We start from the raw sequence: 12,830 nt of genomic DNA on the forward strand, positions 1-12,830 counted from the left end.
ACGCAGATTATCGCCGGGTAGGAGCGAACATCCAGTACAGCTGTAAACAATGAGGGGTGCTATGAACGGCTTAATGAAACTCGACCGCATCGATATCAATATTCTGGTGCAACTCCAAAAAGATGGCCGTATCAGCAACGTCAATCTCGCCGATGCAGTGGGGCTGTCCCCGAGTCCCTGCCTGCAGCGGGTAAAACGGCTGGAGCAGGCCGGCTTTATTACCGGCTACGAAGCGCACGTTAATCTCACCAAAATTACCGATTCCGTCACCGTGTTTACCGAAGTCACCCTGAACGGACATCGTCGCGAAGACTTTATGAAGTTCGAAGCTACGATGCGTGAAGTTGATGAACTGATGGAGTGCCACTTGATTACCGGCGGCTACGATTACCTGTTGCGCTTTATTACCCGCAGCATTGAGCATTATCAGGATGTGATTGAGAAGATGCTGGATGCGCAAATTGGTATCGATAAGTACTTCAGCTATATCGTGATTAAATCACCCGTCATGAAAAGCAGCGTGCCGCTGCGCTCACTGATTAGCAAGCATAACCCGATGGAGTTCGGCGTCTGACTTTTGGTTAAGCGCGCAGGAATCTGACAACCTCATTGCCTGCGCGCGCCTTGCCAGGGCTTATCAGGTTCAAAGCAGCTTAATACTGAGTCGCGTCGCGCTGCTGACAGGTCGAGCCTGATAGCCTTCGACAACGATGCGACTAAAGTGCGCCGCAAGTGAGCCTGCCTGCATCAACGGGATCAGATCGCCCGCTTCGGGACGATAGCCTTTGACAAACTTCACCAGCAGCGTCCCCCCCGCCACTAAAGGCCCGTTCACGATGAGACGGCCACCGCCCTGACCATCAATATCCAGTTCAAGACTGGCTTCGGGCAGCGCCGTGTAGCTTTTCACCTGTACCGGCGACAGGGCAGCAATGCGCACGCGGCCCTGATTGCCCACATAGAGATCACCCACGCCAAAGGCGCGGGCTGAACCGGCTTCCAGCACGCCACCCTGAACCTCCGTACCGCCGCTGTAGCGGTTCGCGCCAGTCAGCCTCAGGGTGCCTGAACCCTGTAAGGTCAGCTTTCCCTGACCGCCGATCGCATTCCGCCAGCTGTCGGACTGATTAAAACCGCCTTTAGCGGCGTCCATTGCCACTTTAACGTTGCCGGTAAACTGACCATATCCGTCGGCGGCGGCCACAATGTTCAGGCGTCCCCAGCCCTCAGCATCGTCCATGATCGGGTAGCCTGAGGCCAGCGCGGTAGTTTTTAATACCACGCGCCGTTGCAGGGCGCTCAGATAGGGAAACCGGGTTTCCAGCAAAATCTCGGCCCCTTTGGGCACCACGGGGGGACGGTGGCGAGGGCCGATGGGGGCGAAACCAAAGGTCATGCGCCGCAGCGCCTGAAGGCGGTTAAGGGTGGGATCGGCGAAGCGATCGGCGCTCGGCGGCGCGGCATGGGCATAGGCAAAGAAGGTGGCCGGTTGCGTCGCAGTGCGTTGCCATAATGCCTGATGCGCCTGGGTGAAGGCACGCCTGGCATCCTCATGATAAGCCGTCAGATTTGCGGTGGTCACCGCCAGCGCCAGCATGCGCCCGCCGATGACGTCCAGAGGCGAGTGCATTCCGGCCACGATCCGGTTTTCGCCCAGCTCCATACCGCGGCTGACCATCTCCTGATAGCGCTCCGGCACCAGCCACGCCATGGTAAGGGCATCTCTGACGGCTTCCGCCGTGTGGCCGCTGATAAATCCGCCGTCGGTGGCGGGCTGTGGATTTTCCGCAGGCACAAGGGCAGGAACAACCTCCACCGCCGAACGCCAGCGATACGGACGCGCATATTTATAGAAGCGCTTCACCGGTTCGGTCGAGGCGTTGTTGCCCATTTCATTGAGAAAATCCACCACCAGACCGAAGTCGCGATTGCCTTCCTGACTGCCCACGCCGGTATTGTTGCCCTTATCCACGTACAGCACGGTGGTGGCATCAGCCGGAATGCGTGTCAGGGTTGTGACCTGCTGGGCCGCACTGCGCCATGCGCCCGTCAGTGGCCCCATGCCATCTGTGACGCTGTAGCCTTTGCCACGACGGTCGTCGTAATAGGCCGCCTCAGCCTGGGCTGCCGTGCGGCGTCGTGTCGTTGTCACCACATACTGAACATTCGCGGCCAGGACGTGAGAATTAAGGATTGTGCCGCATACGGGGGCTTTGTCAGGCAGTCCCGTACAGTCAGAAGGCGTAATGGCTGCAAAACCCTCACGGGCCGGCGCGGTAACTCCCGCATCGACCTTCAGCGTGCGTGGGCGCCACAGGGCAAGAAAGCCGGATACCACGCGCACGCCAGCATTGGTGTCGAGCGTCGCAAACCGGGCATCACCACGTTGGTTCGTGGCGATATTGTCGATAAAAGCGGGCACGTCTGCCGCAGGCGCGCTGTCGGTGAAGCCCGGCTCCCTAGGCGGGACAGGCAGTGCGGTAGCGGGCCGATCCTGACCCAAAACAGGCGTCGAAACCATGCCAGAAAACAGCGCCAGATAAATGCCAAAACGAACAGCAGCAGACATGTTGAAAACCTTCAGGGCGAATAATGGCCCGGTATTGTGGCCGCAAAGCGTTAATGACACATGACAATCCCGTGACGATCTGACGTGAAAATTGCTTTCCAGATGGAGTTATAAAGTTTCCCATTTGTTGTGCAGTCTGCCCCACAAGCGTGCCCTGAACCACCGTGACGCTGCCGAGGGTTCAGCGCGTCTTATCATAAGAATTCGATCTTGTATCCAAGGCCGTATCCCGACAGGCATTCACGCCCCATGACGTCGCGGCGGCGATTCCTGGCATGCTTCATGCAGTTTCTGTCCGGTAAGCCCTATCCAGTAGAACACAGGCGTGGAAAACGGATTAACACCCCGGCAAGGCGGCACATCAACGCCACGCAATGCACACATGTCGGCGGCGATACGGCACGTTTTTCGTCATAACGATGGCGAGTACAGGATGAAAAACAGTGCCCCAACGCGGCTACCCGTGGACTGACATTGACCAGGAACTGACAAATGAAAAAACAGGCTTCCCCAACGTTAGAACAGGAGTTTGAGCACGAACCCGTGCCGCTCTCACATCGCCATCCGACCCGGTCGGTTTCGGCCGTCTGGTTTGGTTTTCCTATGATCCTCACGAATTCGCTGTTTGGCGGCATCATCACCTGGCACCTTGGCTTCTGGCCTGCGCTGCTGGCGATTGTGATGGGCAATCTGGTGCTGTTTGCCTACGTCGGTGCGCTGAGCTGGTTTGCCGGTAACACCGGTATGAACTTTGCCCTGCAGGCGAAAAGAACCTTTGGCAGCAAAGGTTACATCCTCGTGTCGGGCTTCCTCTCGACCGTGGTGATTGGCTGGTACGCCTTTCAGACCGGACTGACTGGCACGGTGATTCATGAGACCTTCGGCTGGAATGCCCTGTCGGTGACGGCATTTGCCATGGTGCTGTTTACGGCCGTGACCTTCCTGGGCGTGCGCGCCCTGTCGGTGTTGGGCATGATTGCTGCGCCGATGTTTGTGATTCTGGGGTTTGTCGCGCTGTACTTCGTGGGGCAGACGCATGAATTTTCCAGCATGTTTCACTGGAAAGGCAGCCCGGCGGTGGCGGGGGCCATGAGCATGGGCACGGCGGTCACCATGGTGGTGGCGGGTTTTGCCGATTCCGGCACCATGACCGCCGATTTCACCCGCTGGTCGAAGAGTGGACGTGCTGCGGTCATTGCCGCCTTTTCGGCCTTTCCGGTCGCGAATTTGATCGCCTATCTGTTTGGCGTGATTATCGTCTCGGTTGGCGCGGCGGTCGATCCGCTGACCAACGGCGGCAACTTTCTGCCCATGCTGATGGGCCATGGTGATGTCCTGACCCTGGTGGCTTTCCTGTTTGTGTTTATCAACCTTGGCTCGGTATGTACGCACTGTCTTTATAACGGTGCAGTCGGGTTTAGCCATCTTTTTAACAGCAAGATGCGCCGCTGGACCCTGATTCTTGGCGCCATCGGCGGTCTGCTGGCACTGGCAGGCGTCTGGTCATATTTTCTCGAGTGGCTGAGTCTGCTGGGCGTGGTGGTGCCGCCGTTTGGTGCGGTCATGATTGTTGATCTGATTTTTATGGCAAAGCTGAGTGAACAGCGCCCGGCGCAACGCTTTCATGGCGCGGCTTTCGCGGCCTGGGCGCTCGGAAGCCTGTGCGCGGTCGTCGCGCATCTGGCATTCCCCCAGTTTGGCGAAGCGGTCATTGGTCTGGTGACGGCCGCACTCAGCTACACCCTGATTATTAAATTACGTTCCCCCACGCCGCGACTGGAGAAGAACAATGCCTGAGTACAGTGTGAATTCCACCCCTTATGCCTGGCCGTTTAATGGCCATTTTAGTCCGGCCGACACGGCTCTCCTCGTCATTGATATGCAAACCGATTTTTGCGGCCCGGGGGGCTACGTTGACAGGATGGGCTACGACATTGGCCTGACGCGTGCGCCTGTCGAACCCCTTAAAGTGTTACTGGCACGTATGCGTGAGCTTCAGTTTCCCATCATTCACACCCGGGAAGGGCATCGCGCGGACCTGAGTGACTTACCGGCAAACAAGCGCTGGCGTTCGGCCAGGATGCAGGCGGAGATCGGCAGTGCAGGGCCGTGCGGCCGTATCCTGGTGCGCGGTGAGCCGGGCTGGGAGATTATCCCCGAGCTCGCCCCCTTAGCAGGAGAAGTGATCATTGATAAGCCCGGTAAAGGATCCTTTTATGCCACAGACCTTGAGCTGGTCTTACGCAGTCGCGGCATTCGGAATTTAATTATTACCGGTATCACGACGGATGTATGTGTTCATACGACGCTGAGAGAGGCCAACGATCGCGGATATGAGTGCCTGGTTTTGTCCGACTGTTGTGCCGCCACAGAGCAACGCCATCATGAAGCCGCGCTGAGCATGATCCACATGCAGGGCGGCATCTTTGGTGCCGTTGCCACCTCTGCCGCGCTGCTGGACACGCTCGGTCAGCCTTAACGGGCTGTTCTGCCAGCCTGTCGCCCTGAGCGGGACAGGCTGGCGCAAATTCATTTTTACGTCACCGTCTCGTCACCTCGCTGTCATCTGATCCCGTCACTCTGTTTCCATCCCGCAGCATCTTCGCTGTGAAATCCCTCTACTGATGTGAGGATTTAATTGTGATGGAGTTATCCAGACATCCGACCACTGTCTATCAGGCTGTTGCCGCGCAACTGGAGCAGGCTGTTCAGGAACGCTACCGCAGCGGTGACTATTTACCCTCTGAGCAGCAGCTGGCCGATCACTATGCGGTGAACCGCCACACGCTGCGTCGGGCGGTAGACGAACTGGTGAACAAGGGCCTGCTGCAGCGTCGCCATGGCGTCGGCATTTTAGTGCTGATGCGCCCCTACGACTACCCGTTACACGCTCAGGCTCGCTTCAGCCAGAACCTGATGGAGCAGGGCAGCGATCCCACCAGTGAACGTCTGCTGGCGGTGCTGCGGCCGGCCAGTGCCGACGTGGCTGCTGCGCTTGGCGTCAGTGAAGGCGATAACGTTATTCACCTGCGAACCCTGCGCCGTGTAAATGGCCTGCCGGTCTGCCTGATCAACCACTTCCTTGCCGATCTCAGCTGGTGGCCACAGCTGCAGCGCTTTAACAGCGGCTCACTTCATGACTATCTGCAGCAGCACACAGGTAAGCAGCTGGTACGCAGCCAGACGCGCATCAGCACCCGCCGGGCCCAGGCCAAAGAGTGTAAGCAACTGGAAATCGCGCTGCACTCTCCACTGTTGTGCGTGCGGACGCTGAATAAAACCACCGATGGCGCGATGGCGGAATACTCCGTCAGCCTCACGCGTGGCGACATGATCGAACTCACTCTGGAGCATTAATGAAACAGCAAACGGCCCGCCAGCACTGGCTTTCGGTGTTGGCACACAGCAGCGCAGCCGAGCTTGACGCGTACTGGCAGCCGCTCAACCTCAAGCCCGAATTTACCCTGATTCGCCCGGCCGAGATTGGCCTGACGCGTCTGCAGGCCCGCATGGGCGCCACCGGCAAACGCTTTGTGGTGGGCGATGCCACCGTGACGCGTGCGGTGGTGCGGCTGAACGACGGCACCCTGGGTTACAGCTATCTGCTCGGCCGGGATAAAGCCCATGCCGAACGCTGCGCCCTGATGGATGCCCTGTTGCAACAGGCCGACACCGCTGAACTGCTGCAGGAAAAAATGATTATCCCGCTGGCGGCCTCACGTGAAGAGCAGCGTCAGCTGCGCGCACGTGAAATCGCCAGCAGCAAAGTGGACTTCTTTACGCTGGTACGCGGAGACAATGAATGACTTTACTGGCAAGTTTTAATCACCCGGTTGCGGATGCACAGCACGCCTTCCGCCGCATCCTGAAAGCCATGAGCGAGCCTGGCGTGATGGTTTCCCTGCCGCTGCAACAGGGCTGGGGCGCACTTTCGCCTGCCGCCACCGCCGTGCTGCTGACGCTGGTGGATCAGGAAAGCCCGCTGTGGCTGGATCCCCAGGTCGATAATCAGGAACTGCGCGATAACCTGCGTTTCCATACTGGTGCGCCCCTTACCGACAGCAATGACGCAGCCTTTGCGCTCAGCCACGCGACTGCTCAGCCCAATCCTGCCGACTTCGCCGCAGGCGACAATCTGGCACCGGAAAAAAGCACCACGTTGATTATTGAGGTGCCCGCACTGAACGGTGGGCTGGCGCTACGGTTGTCTGGACCGGGCCTGCGTGAAGCGCGCGCCATTGCGCCCCAGTTGCCGGAAAGCGTGCTCGAATACCTGCGTGCCCGACCGCATCCGTTCCCTCAGGGCGTGGATCTCATCTTTACCTGTGGCGAAGCGATGATGGCGGTGCCACGGACAACCCATGTTGAGGTGTGCTCATGTACGTAGCGGTTAAAGGGGGCGAAAAAGCCATTGCCAATGCCCATCATCTTCAGGCCGATCTGCGTCGGGGCGACCGTGCGGTCGCGGAGTTATCCTGCGATCAGATCGCGCAGCAGCTTGGCCTGGCGGTAGATCGTGTGATGACCGAAGGCGGCATTTACGATCCCGCGCTGGCGGCGTTAGCCATTAAACAGGCCAGCGGCGATCTGGTTGAGGCCATTTTTTTGCTGCGTGCCTATCGCACAACCCTGCCACGCCTGGCGCAAAGCACGCCGCTGGACACCGGCAACATGCGGATCGAGCGGCGTATCTCCGCGGTTTATAAGGATTTGCCTGGCGGTCAGGTTTTAGGCCCAACCTATGACTACAGCCACCGGCTGCTGGACTTTACCCTGATGGCTAACGGGGAAACGCCTCTGCCGCCGCGCAGCGAGCAGGCGCTGCCCGAACACTGCCCGCACATGTTCAGCATGATGAGCGACGAAGGCTTAGCAGAGCGTGAAAGCGACGACGGCAGCGAACCCACCGACATCACCCGAGAGCCGATGGGCTTTCCCGCCTCCCGTGCCGCACGACTGCAACAGCTGGTGCGCGGCGATGAAGGTTTTCTGCTGTCGCTGGGCTATTCCACCCAGCGCGGCTATGGCCGAACCCATCCGTTTGCCGGAGAAATCCGGACCGGTTATGTCAGCGTCAGCGTTTGCCCGGAAGAACTGGGATTTGAGCTGGAGATTGGGGAAATGCTGCTGACCGAGTGTGAAATGGTCAACGGCTTTACCCACGATGGGGAAAGCGCACCGCACTTCACGCGCGGCTATGGCCTGGTCTTTGGTCGGGCAGAGCGTAAAGCCATGTCCATGGCGCTGGTGGATCGCGCCTTACAGACGCGCGAGCACAATGAACGTATCACCAGCCCGGCGCAGGATGAGGAATTTGTTCTGTCCCATGCGGATAACGTTGAAGCCGCAGGCTTTGTTTCCCACTTAAAACTGCCGCACTACGTCGATTTCCAGGCGGAACTGGAACTGCTGAAACGTCTGCGTCAGGACTATCAGGAGCAGCAAAATGGCTGAACTCAGCGGCTATAACAACGGCTACCTTGACGAGCAAACCAAACGCACGATCCGGCGCGCCATCTTAAAAGCGGTGGCGATTCCCGGCTATCAGGTGCCCTTTGCCGGACGCGAAATGCCGATGCCTTACGGCTGGGGCACCGGCGGGATTCAAATCACCGCCAGCGTCATTGGCGACAAAGACGTTCTGAAAGTCATCGACCAGGGCGCGGACGATACGACCAACGCCGTCTCCATCCGTCGTTTCTTCCAGCGAGTGAGCGGCGCGGCCACCACGGAACGCACGGTGGATGCCACGCTGATTCAGACGCGTCACCGTATTCCGGAAACCCCGCTGGAAGAAGATCAGATCCTGATTTTTCAGGTGCCGATTCCCGAGCCGCTGCGCTTTATTGAGCCGCGCGAGACGGAAACCCGCACCATGCATGCGCTGGAAGAGTACGGCATCATGCAGGTCAAACTGTACGAAGATATCGCCCGTTTCGGCCACATCGCCACCACCTATGCCTATCCGGTGAAGGTCAACGATCGCTATGTGATGGATCCGTCGCCGATTCCCAAATTCGATAACCCGAAGATGCACATGATGCCCGCCCTGCAGCTGTTTGGTGCCGGACGCGAGAAGCGCATCTATGCCTTGCCGCCTTACACCAAAGTTGAAAGCCTCGACTTCGACGATCATCCCTTCACCGTGCAGCAGTGGGACGAACCCTGTGCGCTGTGCGGATCGCGTCACAGCTATCTGGACGAGGTAGTGATGGACGATCAGGGAACGCGCATGTTTGTGTGCTCAGATACCGATTTTTGCCACCAGCAGCAGGAACAACAACATGCACAGTGAACAACCGCTGCTCGCGGTCAATAACCTCACGCACCTTTACGCACCGGGCAAAGGTTTTGAAGAGGTCAGCTTTGATCTCTACCCGGGCGAGGTGCTGGGGATTGTGGGAGAGTCCGGTTCGGGTAAAACCACCTTGCTGCGGAGCCTGTCTGCCCGGCTGGCCCCGCAGGCAGGCGCAATTCATTACCTGCAGCGCGATCTTTACCAGATGAGCGAAAGCGACCGTCGCCGCTTACTGCGCACGGAGTGGGGCGTGGTACACCAGCATCCGCTGGAAGGACTGCGTCCTCAGGTCACGGCGGGCGGCAATATCGGTGAACGTTTAATGGCCGTCGGCCACCGTCACTATGGCGAGATCCGCGCCGAGGCGAGTCACTGGCTGCAGGCGGTGGAAATCGCAGCGAACCGTATCGATGACCTGCCGACGACGTTTTCCGGCGGCATGCAACAGCGTCTGCAAATCGCCCGCAATTTAGTGACCCAGCCGAAACTGGTGTTTATGGATGAACCCACAGGCGGGCTGGACGTCTCGGTGCAGGCGCGACTGCTGGACCTGCTGCGTACGCTGGTGCGCGAACTGAATCTGGCGGTGATCATTGTGACCCACGATCTGGGCGTGGCGCGCCTGCTGGCGCATCGGCTGCTGGTCATGAAGCAGGGCCGGGTCGTGGAAAGTGGTTTAACGGACCGCGTGCTGGATGATCCGCATCATCCTTATACGCAACTGCTGGTTTCATCGGTGCTTAACTAATGGCGACAGCGACTATGAAGACGCAACTGCGCGTGGAAAATTTGTGCAAAACCTTTGTGCTGCACAATCAGAACGGGGCGGCTCTGCCGGTGCTGCAGGATGCCAGCCTGGAAGTCAGTGAGGGCGAATGCGTGGTGCTGCACGGGCATTCGGGCAGCGGAAAATCGACTCTGCTCCGTGCCCTGTATGGCAACTATCAGGCTAACAGCGGCAGTATCTGGGTGCAGCATCTGGGCGAATGGGTCGATATGGCACAGGCACCCGCCCGCCAGATTATTGCCATTCGCCGGGATACCATCGGCTGGGTCAGTCAGTTTCTGCGGGTCATCCCGCGCGTGCCGACCCTGGAGATCGTCATGCAGCCGCTACTGGAACGCGGCGTTGAGCGCAGCTTCTGCGAAGCGCGCGCCAAAGATCTGCTGACCCGGCTCAACGTCCCGCAACGCCTCTGGTCCCTGGCACCCTCGACGTTCTCCGGTGGAGAGCAGCAGCGCGTCAACATCGCCCGTGGCTTTATTGCCGATTATCCCGTGCTGCTGCTGGATGAGCCTACGGCATCGCTCGACAGCGTTAACAGCGCCGCAGTCGTGAGTCTCATTGAACAGGCGCGCGCGCGTGGCGCGGCCATTGTCGGTATTTTTCATGATGAAGCGGTGCGGGAGCGTGTGGCCGATCGCCTGCACGTGATGCAGCCCTTCAAAACAGGGGCAGAAGCATGATCATCAATAATGTAAAGCTGGTGCTGGAAAACGAAGTGGTAGAGGGATCGCTGGAGTTTCGTGAAGACCGTATTACCAACTTTAGCGAAACCGCCAGCCAGCTCGCCAGCGCGCTGGACGGAGAGGGCGCGTTTCTGTTGCCCGGCTTGGTCGAGCTGCACACGGACAACCTGGATAAGTTCTTCACCCCGCGGCCTAAGGTTGACTGGCCGGCCCATTCCGCCATGAGCAGCCACGATGCGCTGATGGTGGCCAGCGGCATCACCACCGTGCTGGATGCCATCGGCGTAGGTGATGTGCGCGATGGGGGGCACCGGCTGGAAAACCTCAGCAAAATGATTGGCGCGATTCGTGACAGTAACCGCAAGGGGCTCAACCGCGCCGAGCATTTATTACATCTGCGCTGCGAACTGCCGCATCACACCACGCTGCCGCTGTTTGAGGCGCTCATCTCCTCACCAGAGCTGTCGCTGGTCTCGCTGATGGACCATTCACCGGGCCAGCGCCAGTACGCATCGCTGGAAAAGTATCGCGAGTACTATCAGGGAAAATATCAGCTCAATGACGAGCAGATGGACGAGTTTGAGCGCGATCAGCTGGCGCTGGCCAGAGAGTGGTCACAGCCCAACCGCCTGGCGATTGCCGCGCTGTGCCGGGATCATGGTATTGCGATTGCCAGCCACGATGATGCGACCGAAGCGCACGTGGAAGAGTCGCACGGCGTGGGCAGCGCGATAGCTGAATTCCCCACCACGCTGGAGGCGGCGAAGGCGTCACGTTATTGCAATATGCAGGTGTTAATGGGCGCACCGAATATTGTTCGCGGTGGCTCGCACTCCGGTAACGTAGCCGCCTGGGAGCTGGCATCACACGGAATGCTGGATATTCTGTCATCGGACTATTATCCCGGCAGCCTGTTGGATGCGGCCTTCCGCTTAGCGGCGGATGAGCGGAACACGCTGTCACTGTCCCAGTCTGTTGCGCTGGTCACCTGTAATCCGGCGCGCGCGTTGGGGCTGGAAGATCGTGGCGTGATTACGGAAGGCTGCCGCGCCGACCTGGTACTGGCGCATACCCAACATGGTCATCCCCACATCCGCCATGTCTGGAGCAAAGGCCGGCAGGTGTACTGATGGCCCGGCTTATCTGGCTCATCGGCCCGTCCGGCTCAGGAAAGGACAGCCTGCTGGACCTGCTGCGCGAGGCGCCGCCTGACGGCCTGCTGATTGCGCACCGCTATATCACCCGCCCTCACGATGTGGGGGGCGAAAACCACGTGGCCCTGACGGAAGCGGAGTTTATCCGGCGCAAGGCGCTGGGGTTATTTGCGGTCAGCTGGCAGGCCCACGGTTTTCATTACGGTATCGGGAGTGAAATCGATGGCTGGCTGGCGTGCGGGCAGAACGTGCTGGTAAACGGCTCCCGTCAGCATCTGGAACAGGTTCGTGCGCGTTACGGCGCACGGCTGTTGCCGCTGTGCATTGAGGTTTCGCCATTGGTGCTGGCCGCGCGTTTACGACAGCGGGGACGTGAGAGTGAAGAGGAGATCGTTCAACGACTGGCGCGCGCGGCGCAACATCAGCCAGAGGGCTGCCTGCGGCTGAACAATGATGGTGCGCTGGTGGATACGGTACAACAGTTACGACAGCTGCTGGCGGAATTCCCATGAAACTGACCTTGCTTGGTACTGGCGGTGTGACAGGCGCGCCGGTGTTCGGTTGTGACTGTCATGCCTGTTTGCGCGCCCGCGACGCTTCCCGCTATCGCCGCGCGCCTACCAGCGCGTTAATTGAGGCCGGACGCGAACGTATTTTACTGGATGCCGGTTTGCCATTGCTGGCCGAGCGCTTTCAGCCTGGCGAAATTAACCGAATTTTGCTGACTCATTATCATATGGACCATGTGCAGGGGCTGTTCACTCTGCGCTGGGGCGAGGGCGAATCTATTCCTGTGTGGGGACCGCCGGACGACAAGGGCTGCGATGACCTGTTTAAGCATCCCGGACTGCTGGATTTCCGCCCCGCTTTAACGCCTTACGTGGCACATCAGTTCGGTGAATTACAGGTGACACCACTGCCGCTTCAACATTCACGACTGACCCACGGCTATCTGTTTGACTGGCATGGATCGCGTCTGGCCTGGCTGTGCGATACCTGCGGTCTGCCGCCGGACACCGCCGATTTCCTGCGTGGACAACGGCTGGATCACCTGCTGGTAGACTGTAACGATCCCCCCGGGCAGGGCGGACGCAATCATAACGATTTGACCGCCGCGCTAAACATCATTGATGAACTGAAACCGCACCAGGCCTGGCTGATTCATCTGAGCCATCACATGGATAACTGGCTGGCAGAGCACGCCTTACCCGATGGGGTTCGGGCAGCCTGTGACGGCTTGTCGCTGTCTCTGGGTGCCGATTTGCCTGTCACAGTTTAATCATCTAACCGTAATACAGCCTTCATCCCCCGTGTTCTTAATATAGCGGTCTCTCGTCAG

The 12,830-nt window shown here is 59.0% G+C and carries 14 protein-coding genes; 13 read left to right on the plus strand and 1 reads right to left on the minus strand.

The annotated features are described in order from the left end of the window. Positions 1 to 61: 61 nt before the first annotated feature. The gene (locus QLG08_RS02525; RefSeq protein ID WP_015700001.1) at positions 62 to 574 is read left to right on the plus strand and encodes an Lrp/AsnC family transcriptional regulator; all 513 of its coding nucleotides are present in this window, start codon (positions 62 to 64) and stop codon (positions 572 to 574) included. 69 nt (positions 575 to 643) lie between these two features. Here the strand turns inward: QLG08_RS02525 and QLG08_RS02530 are convergent, their stop codons facing one another. After that, positions 644 to 2,569, minus strand: a complete 1,926-nt coding sequence (locus QLG08_RS02530; RefSeq protein WP_015700002.1) for a phosphatase PAP2 family protein — start codon at positions 2,567 to 2,569, stop codon at positions 644 to 646. Between the two features lie 492 nt (positions 2,570 to 3,061). Here QLG08_RS02530 and QLG08_RS02535 point away from each other — a divergent pair, with 492 nt between their 5' ends. The 12 genes from QLG08_RS02535 (at position 3,062) to phnP (ending at position 12,770) form a co-directional block, all read left to right on the plus strand. Then, positions 3,062 to 4,366, plus strand: a complete 1,305-nt coding sequence (locus tag QLG08_RS02535) for a cytosine permease (RefSeq protein WP_015700003.1) — start codon at positions 3,062 to 3,064, stop codon at positions 4,364 to 4,366. Then, complete coding sequence (locus tag QLG08_RS02540) at positions 4,359 to 5,048, plus strand: isochorismatase family cysteine hydrolase (RefSeq protein WP_015700004.1); 690 nt, start codon at positions 4,359 to 4,361, stop codon at positions 5,046 to 5,048. Before QLG08_RS02535 ends, QLG08_RS02540 begins: the two co-directional genes overlap by 8 nt. Positions 5,049 to 5,212: 164 nt before the next feature. Further along, positions 5,213 to 5,926 carry a phosphonate metabolism transcriptional regulator PhnF gene (gene phnF, locus QLG08_RS02545; protein ID WP_015700005.1) on the plus strand — a complete coding sequence of 238 codons (714 nt, stop codon included), beginning with the start codon at positions 5,213 to 5,215 and terminating at the stop codon, positions 5,924 to 5,926. After that, positions 5,926 to 6,375: a phosphonate C-P lyase system protein PhnG gene (phnG, locus tag QLG08_RS02550; protein ID WP_013026277.1), complete on the plus strand. Its 450-nt coding sequence runs from the start codon at positions 5,926 to 5,928 to the stop codon at positions 6,373 to 6,375. Before phnF ends, phnG begins: the two co-directional genes overlap by 1 nt. Next, on the plus strand, positions 6,372 to 6,956 hold the full coding sequence (gene phnH, locus QLG08_RS02555; RefSeq protein WP_014594010.1) for a phosphonate C-P lyase system protein PhnH: 585 nt from the start codon (positions 6,372 to 6,374) through the stop codon (positions 6,954 to 6,956). The genes phnG and phnH overlap by 4 nt, the downstream gene beginning before the upstream one ends. Further along, positions 6,947 to 8,023, plus strand: a complete 1,077-nt coding sequence (locus tag QLG08_RS02560) for a carbon-phosphorus lyase complex subunit PhnI (RefSeq protein WP_014605509.1) — start codon at positions 6,947 to 6,949, stop codon at positions 8,021 to 8,023. The genes phnH and QLG08_RS02560 overlap by 10 nt, the downstream gene beginning before the upstream one ends. Further along, positions 8,016 to 8,864 carry an alpha-D-ribose 1-methylphosphonate 5-phosphate C-P-lyase PhnJ gene (locus QLG08_RS02565; RefSeq protein ID WP_013026274.1) on the plus strand — a complete coding sequence of 283 codons (849 nt, stop codon included), beginning with the start codon at positions 8,016 to 8,018 and terminating at the stop codon, positions 8,862 to 8,864. Before QLG08_RS02560 ends, QLG08_RS02565 begins: the two co-directional genes overlap by 8 nt. Continuing rightward, positions 8,854 to 9,615, plus strand: coding sequence for a phosphonate C-P lyase system protein PhnK (phnK, locus tag QLG08_RS02570; protein WP_014594006.1), 762 nt, complete (start codon positions 8,854 to 8,856; stop codon positions 9,613 to 9,615). The genes QLG08_RS02565 and phnK overlap by 11 nt, the downstream gene beginning before the upstream one ends. Then, on the plus strand, positions 9,615 to 10,334 hold the full coding sequence (phnL, locus tag QLG08_RS02575) for a phosphonate C-P lyase system protein PhnL (protein WP_013026272.1): 720 nt from the start codon (positions 9,615 to 9,617) through the stop codon (positions 10,332 to 10,334). Before phnK ends, phnL begins: the two co-directional genes overlap by 1 nt. Beyond that, positions 10,331 to 11,467: an alpha-D-ribose 1-methylphosphonate 5-triphosphate diphosphatase gene (phnM, locus tag QLG08_RS02580; protein ID WP_015700006.1), complete on the plus strand. Its 1,137-nt coding sequence runs from the start codon at positions 10,331 to 10,333 to the stop codon at positions 11,465 to 11,467. Before phnL ends, phnM begins: the two co-directional genes overlap by 4 nt. Next, the gene (phnN, locus tag QLG08_RS02585; protein ID WP_014594005.1) at positions 11,467 to 12,003 is read left to right on the plus strand and encodes a ribose 1,5-bisphosphokinase; all 537 of its coding nucleotides are present in this window, start codon (positions 11,467 to 11,469) and stop codon (positions 12,001 to 12,003) included. Before phnM ends, phnN begins: the two co-directional genes overlap by 1 nt. After that, positions 12,000 to 12,770 carry a phosphonate metabolism protein PhnP gene (gene phnP / locus QLG08_RS02590; RefSeq protein ID WP_014594004.1) on the plus strand — a complete coding sequence of 257 codons (771 nt, stop codon included), beginning with the start codon at positions 12,000 to 12,002 and terminating at the stop codon, positions 12,768 to 12,770. Before phnN ends, phnP begins: the two co-directional genes overlap by 4 nt. The last annotated feature ends 60 nt before the right edge of the window (positions 12,771 to 12,830 follow it).

It is taken from the genome of Pantoea sp. V106_11 (assembly GCF_029967885.1).
GTDB classification, from domain to species: domain Bacteria; phylum Pseudomonadota; class Gammaproteobacteria; order Enterobacterales; family Enterobacteriaceae; genus Pantoea; species Pantoea ananatis.

What these genes read in the sequence shown, in the direction of transcription:
- QLG08_RS02525 (WP_015700001.1), top strand. Translation starts at nt 62, where the DNA reads ATGAACGGCTTAATGAAACTCGACCGCATCGATATCAATATTCTGGTG.
- QLG08_RS02530 (WP_015700002.1), bottom strand. Translation starts at nt 2,569, where the DNA reads ATGTCTGCTGCTGTTCGTTTTGGCATTTATCTGGCGCTGTTTTCTGGC.
- QLG08_RS02535 (WP_015700003.1), top strand. Translation starts at nt 3,062, where the DNA reads ATGAAAAAACAGGCTTCCCCAACGTTAGAACAGGAGTTTGAGCACGAA.
- QLG08_RS02540 (WP_015700004.1), top strand. Translation starts at nt 4,359, where the DNA reads ATGCCTGAGTACAGTGTGAATTCCACCCCTTATGCCTGGCCGTTTAAT.
- phnF (WP_015700005.1), top strand. Translation starts at nt 5,213, where the DNA reads ATGGAGTTATCCAGACATCCGACCACTGTCTATCAGGCTGTTGCCGCG.
- phnG (WP_013026277.1), top strand. Translation starts at nt 5,926, where the DNA reads ATGAAACAGCAAACGGCCCGCCAGCACTGGCTTTCGGTGTTGGCACAC.
- phnH (WP_014594010.1), top strand. Translation starts at nt 6,372, where the DNA reads ATGACTTTACTGGCAAGTTTTAATCACCCGGTTGCGGATGCACAGCAC.
- QLG08_RS02560 (WP_014605509.1), top strand. Translation starts at nt 6,947, where the DNA reads ATGTACGTAGCGGTTAAAGGGGGCGAAAAAGCCATTGCCAATGCCCAT.
- QLG08_RS02565 (WP_013026274.1), top strand. Translation starts at nt 8,016, where the DNA reads ATGGCTGAACTCAGCGGCTATAACAACGGCTACCTTGACGAGCAAACC.
- phnK (WP_014594006.1), top strand. Translation starts at nt 8,854, where the DNA reads ATGCACAGTGAACAACCGCTGCTCGCGGTCAATAACCTCACGCACCTT.
- phnL (WP_013026272.1), top strand. Translation starts at nt 9,615, where the DNA reads ATGGCGACAGCGACTATGAAGACGCAACTGCGCGTGGAAAATTTGTGC.
- phnM (WP_015700006.1), top strand. Translation starts at nt 10,331, where the DNA reads ATGATCATCAATAATGTAAAGCTGGTGCTGGAAAACGAAGTGGTAGAG.
- phnN (WP_014594005.1), top strand. Translation starts at nt 11,467, where the DNA reads ATGGCCCGGCTTATCTGGCTCATCGGCCCGTCCGGCTCAGGAAAGGAC.
- phnP (WP_014594004.1), top strand. Translation starts at nt 12,000, where the DNA reads ATGAAACTGACCTTGCTTGGTACTGGCGGTGTGACAGGCGCGCCGGTG.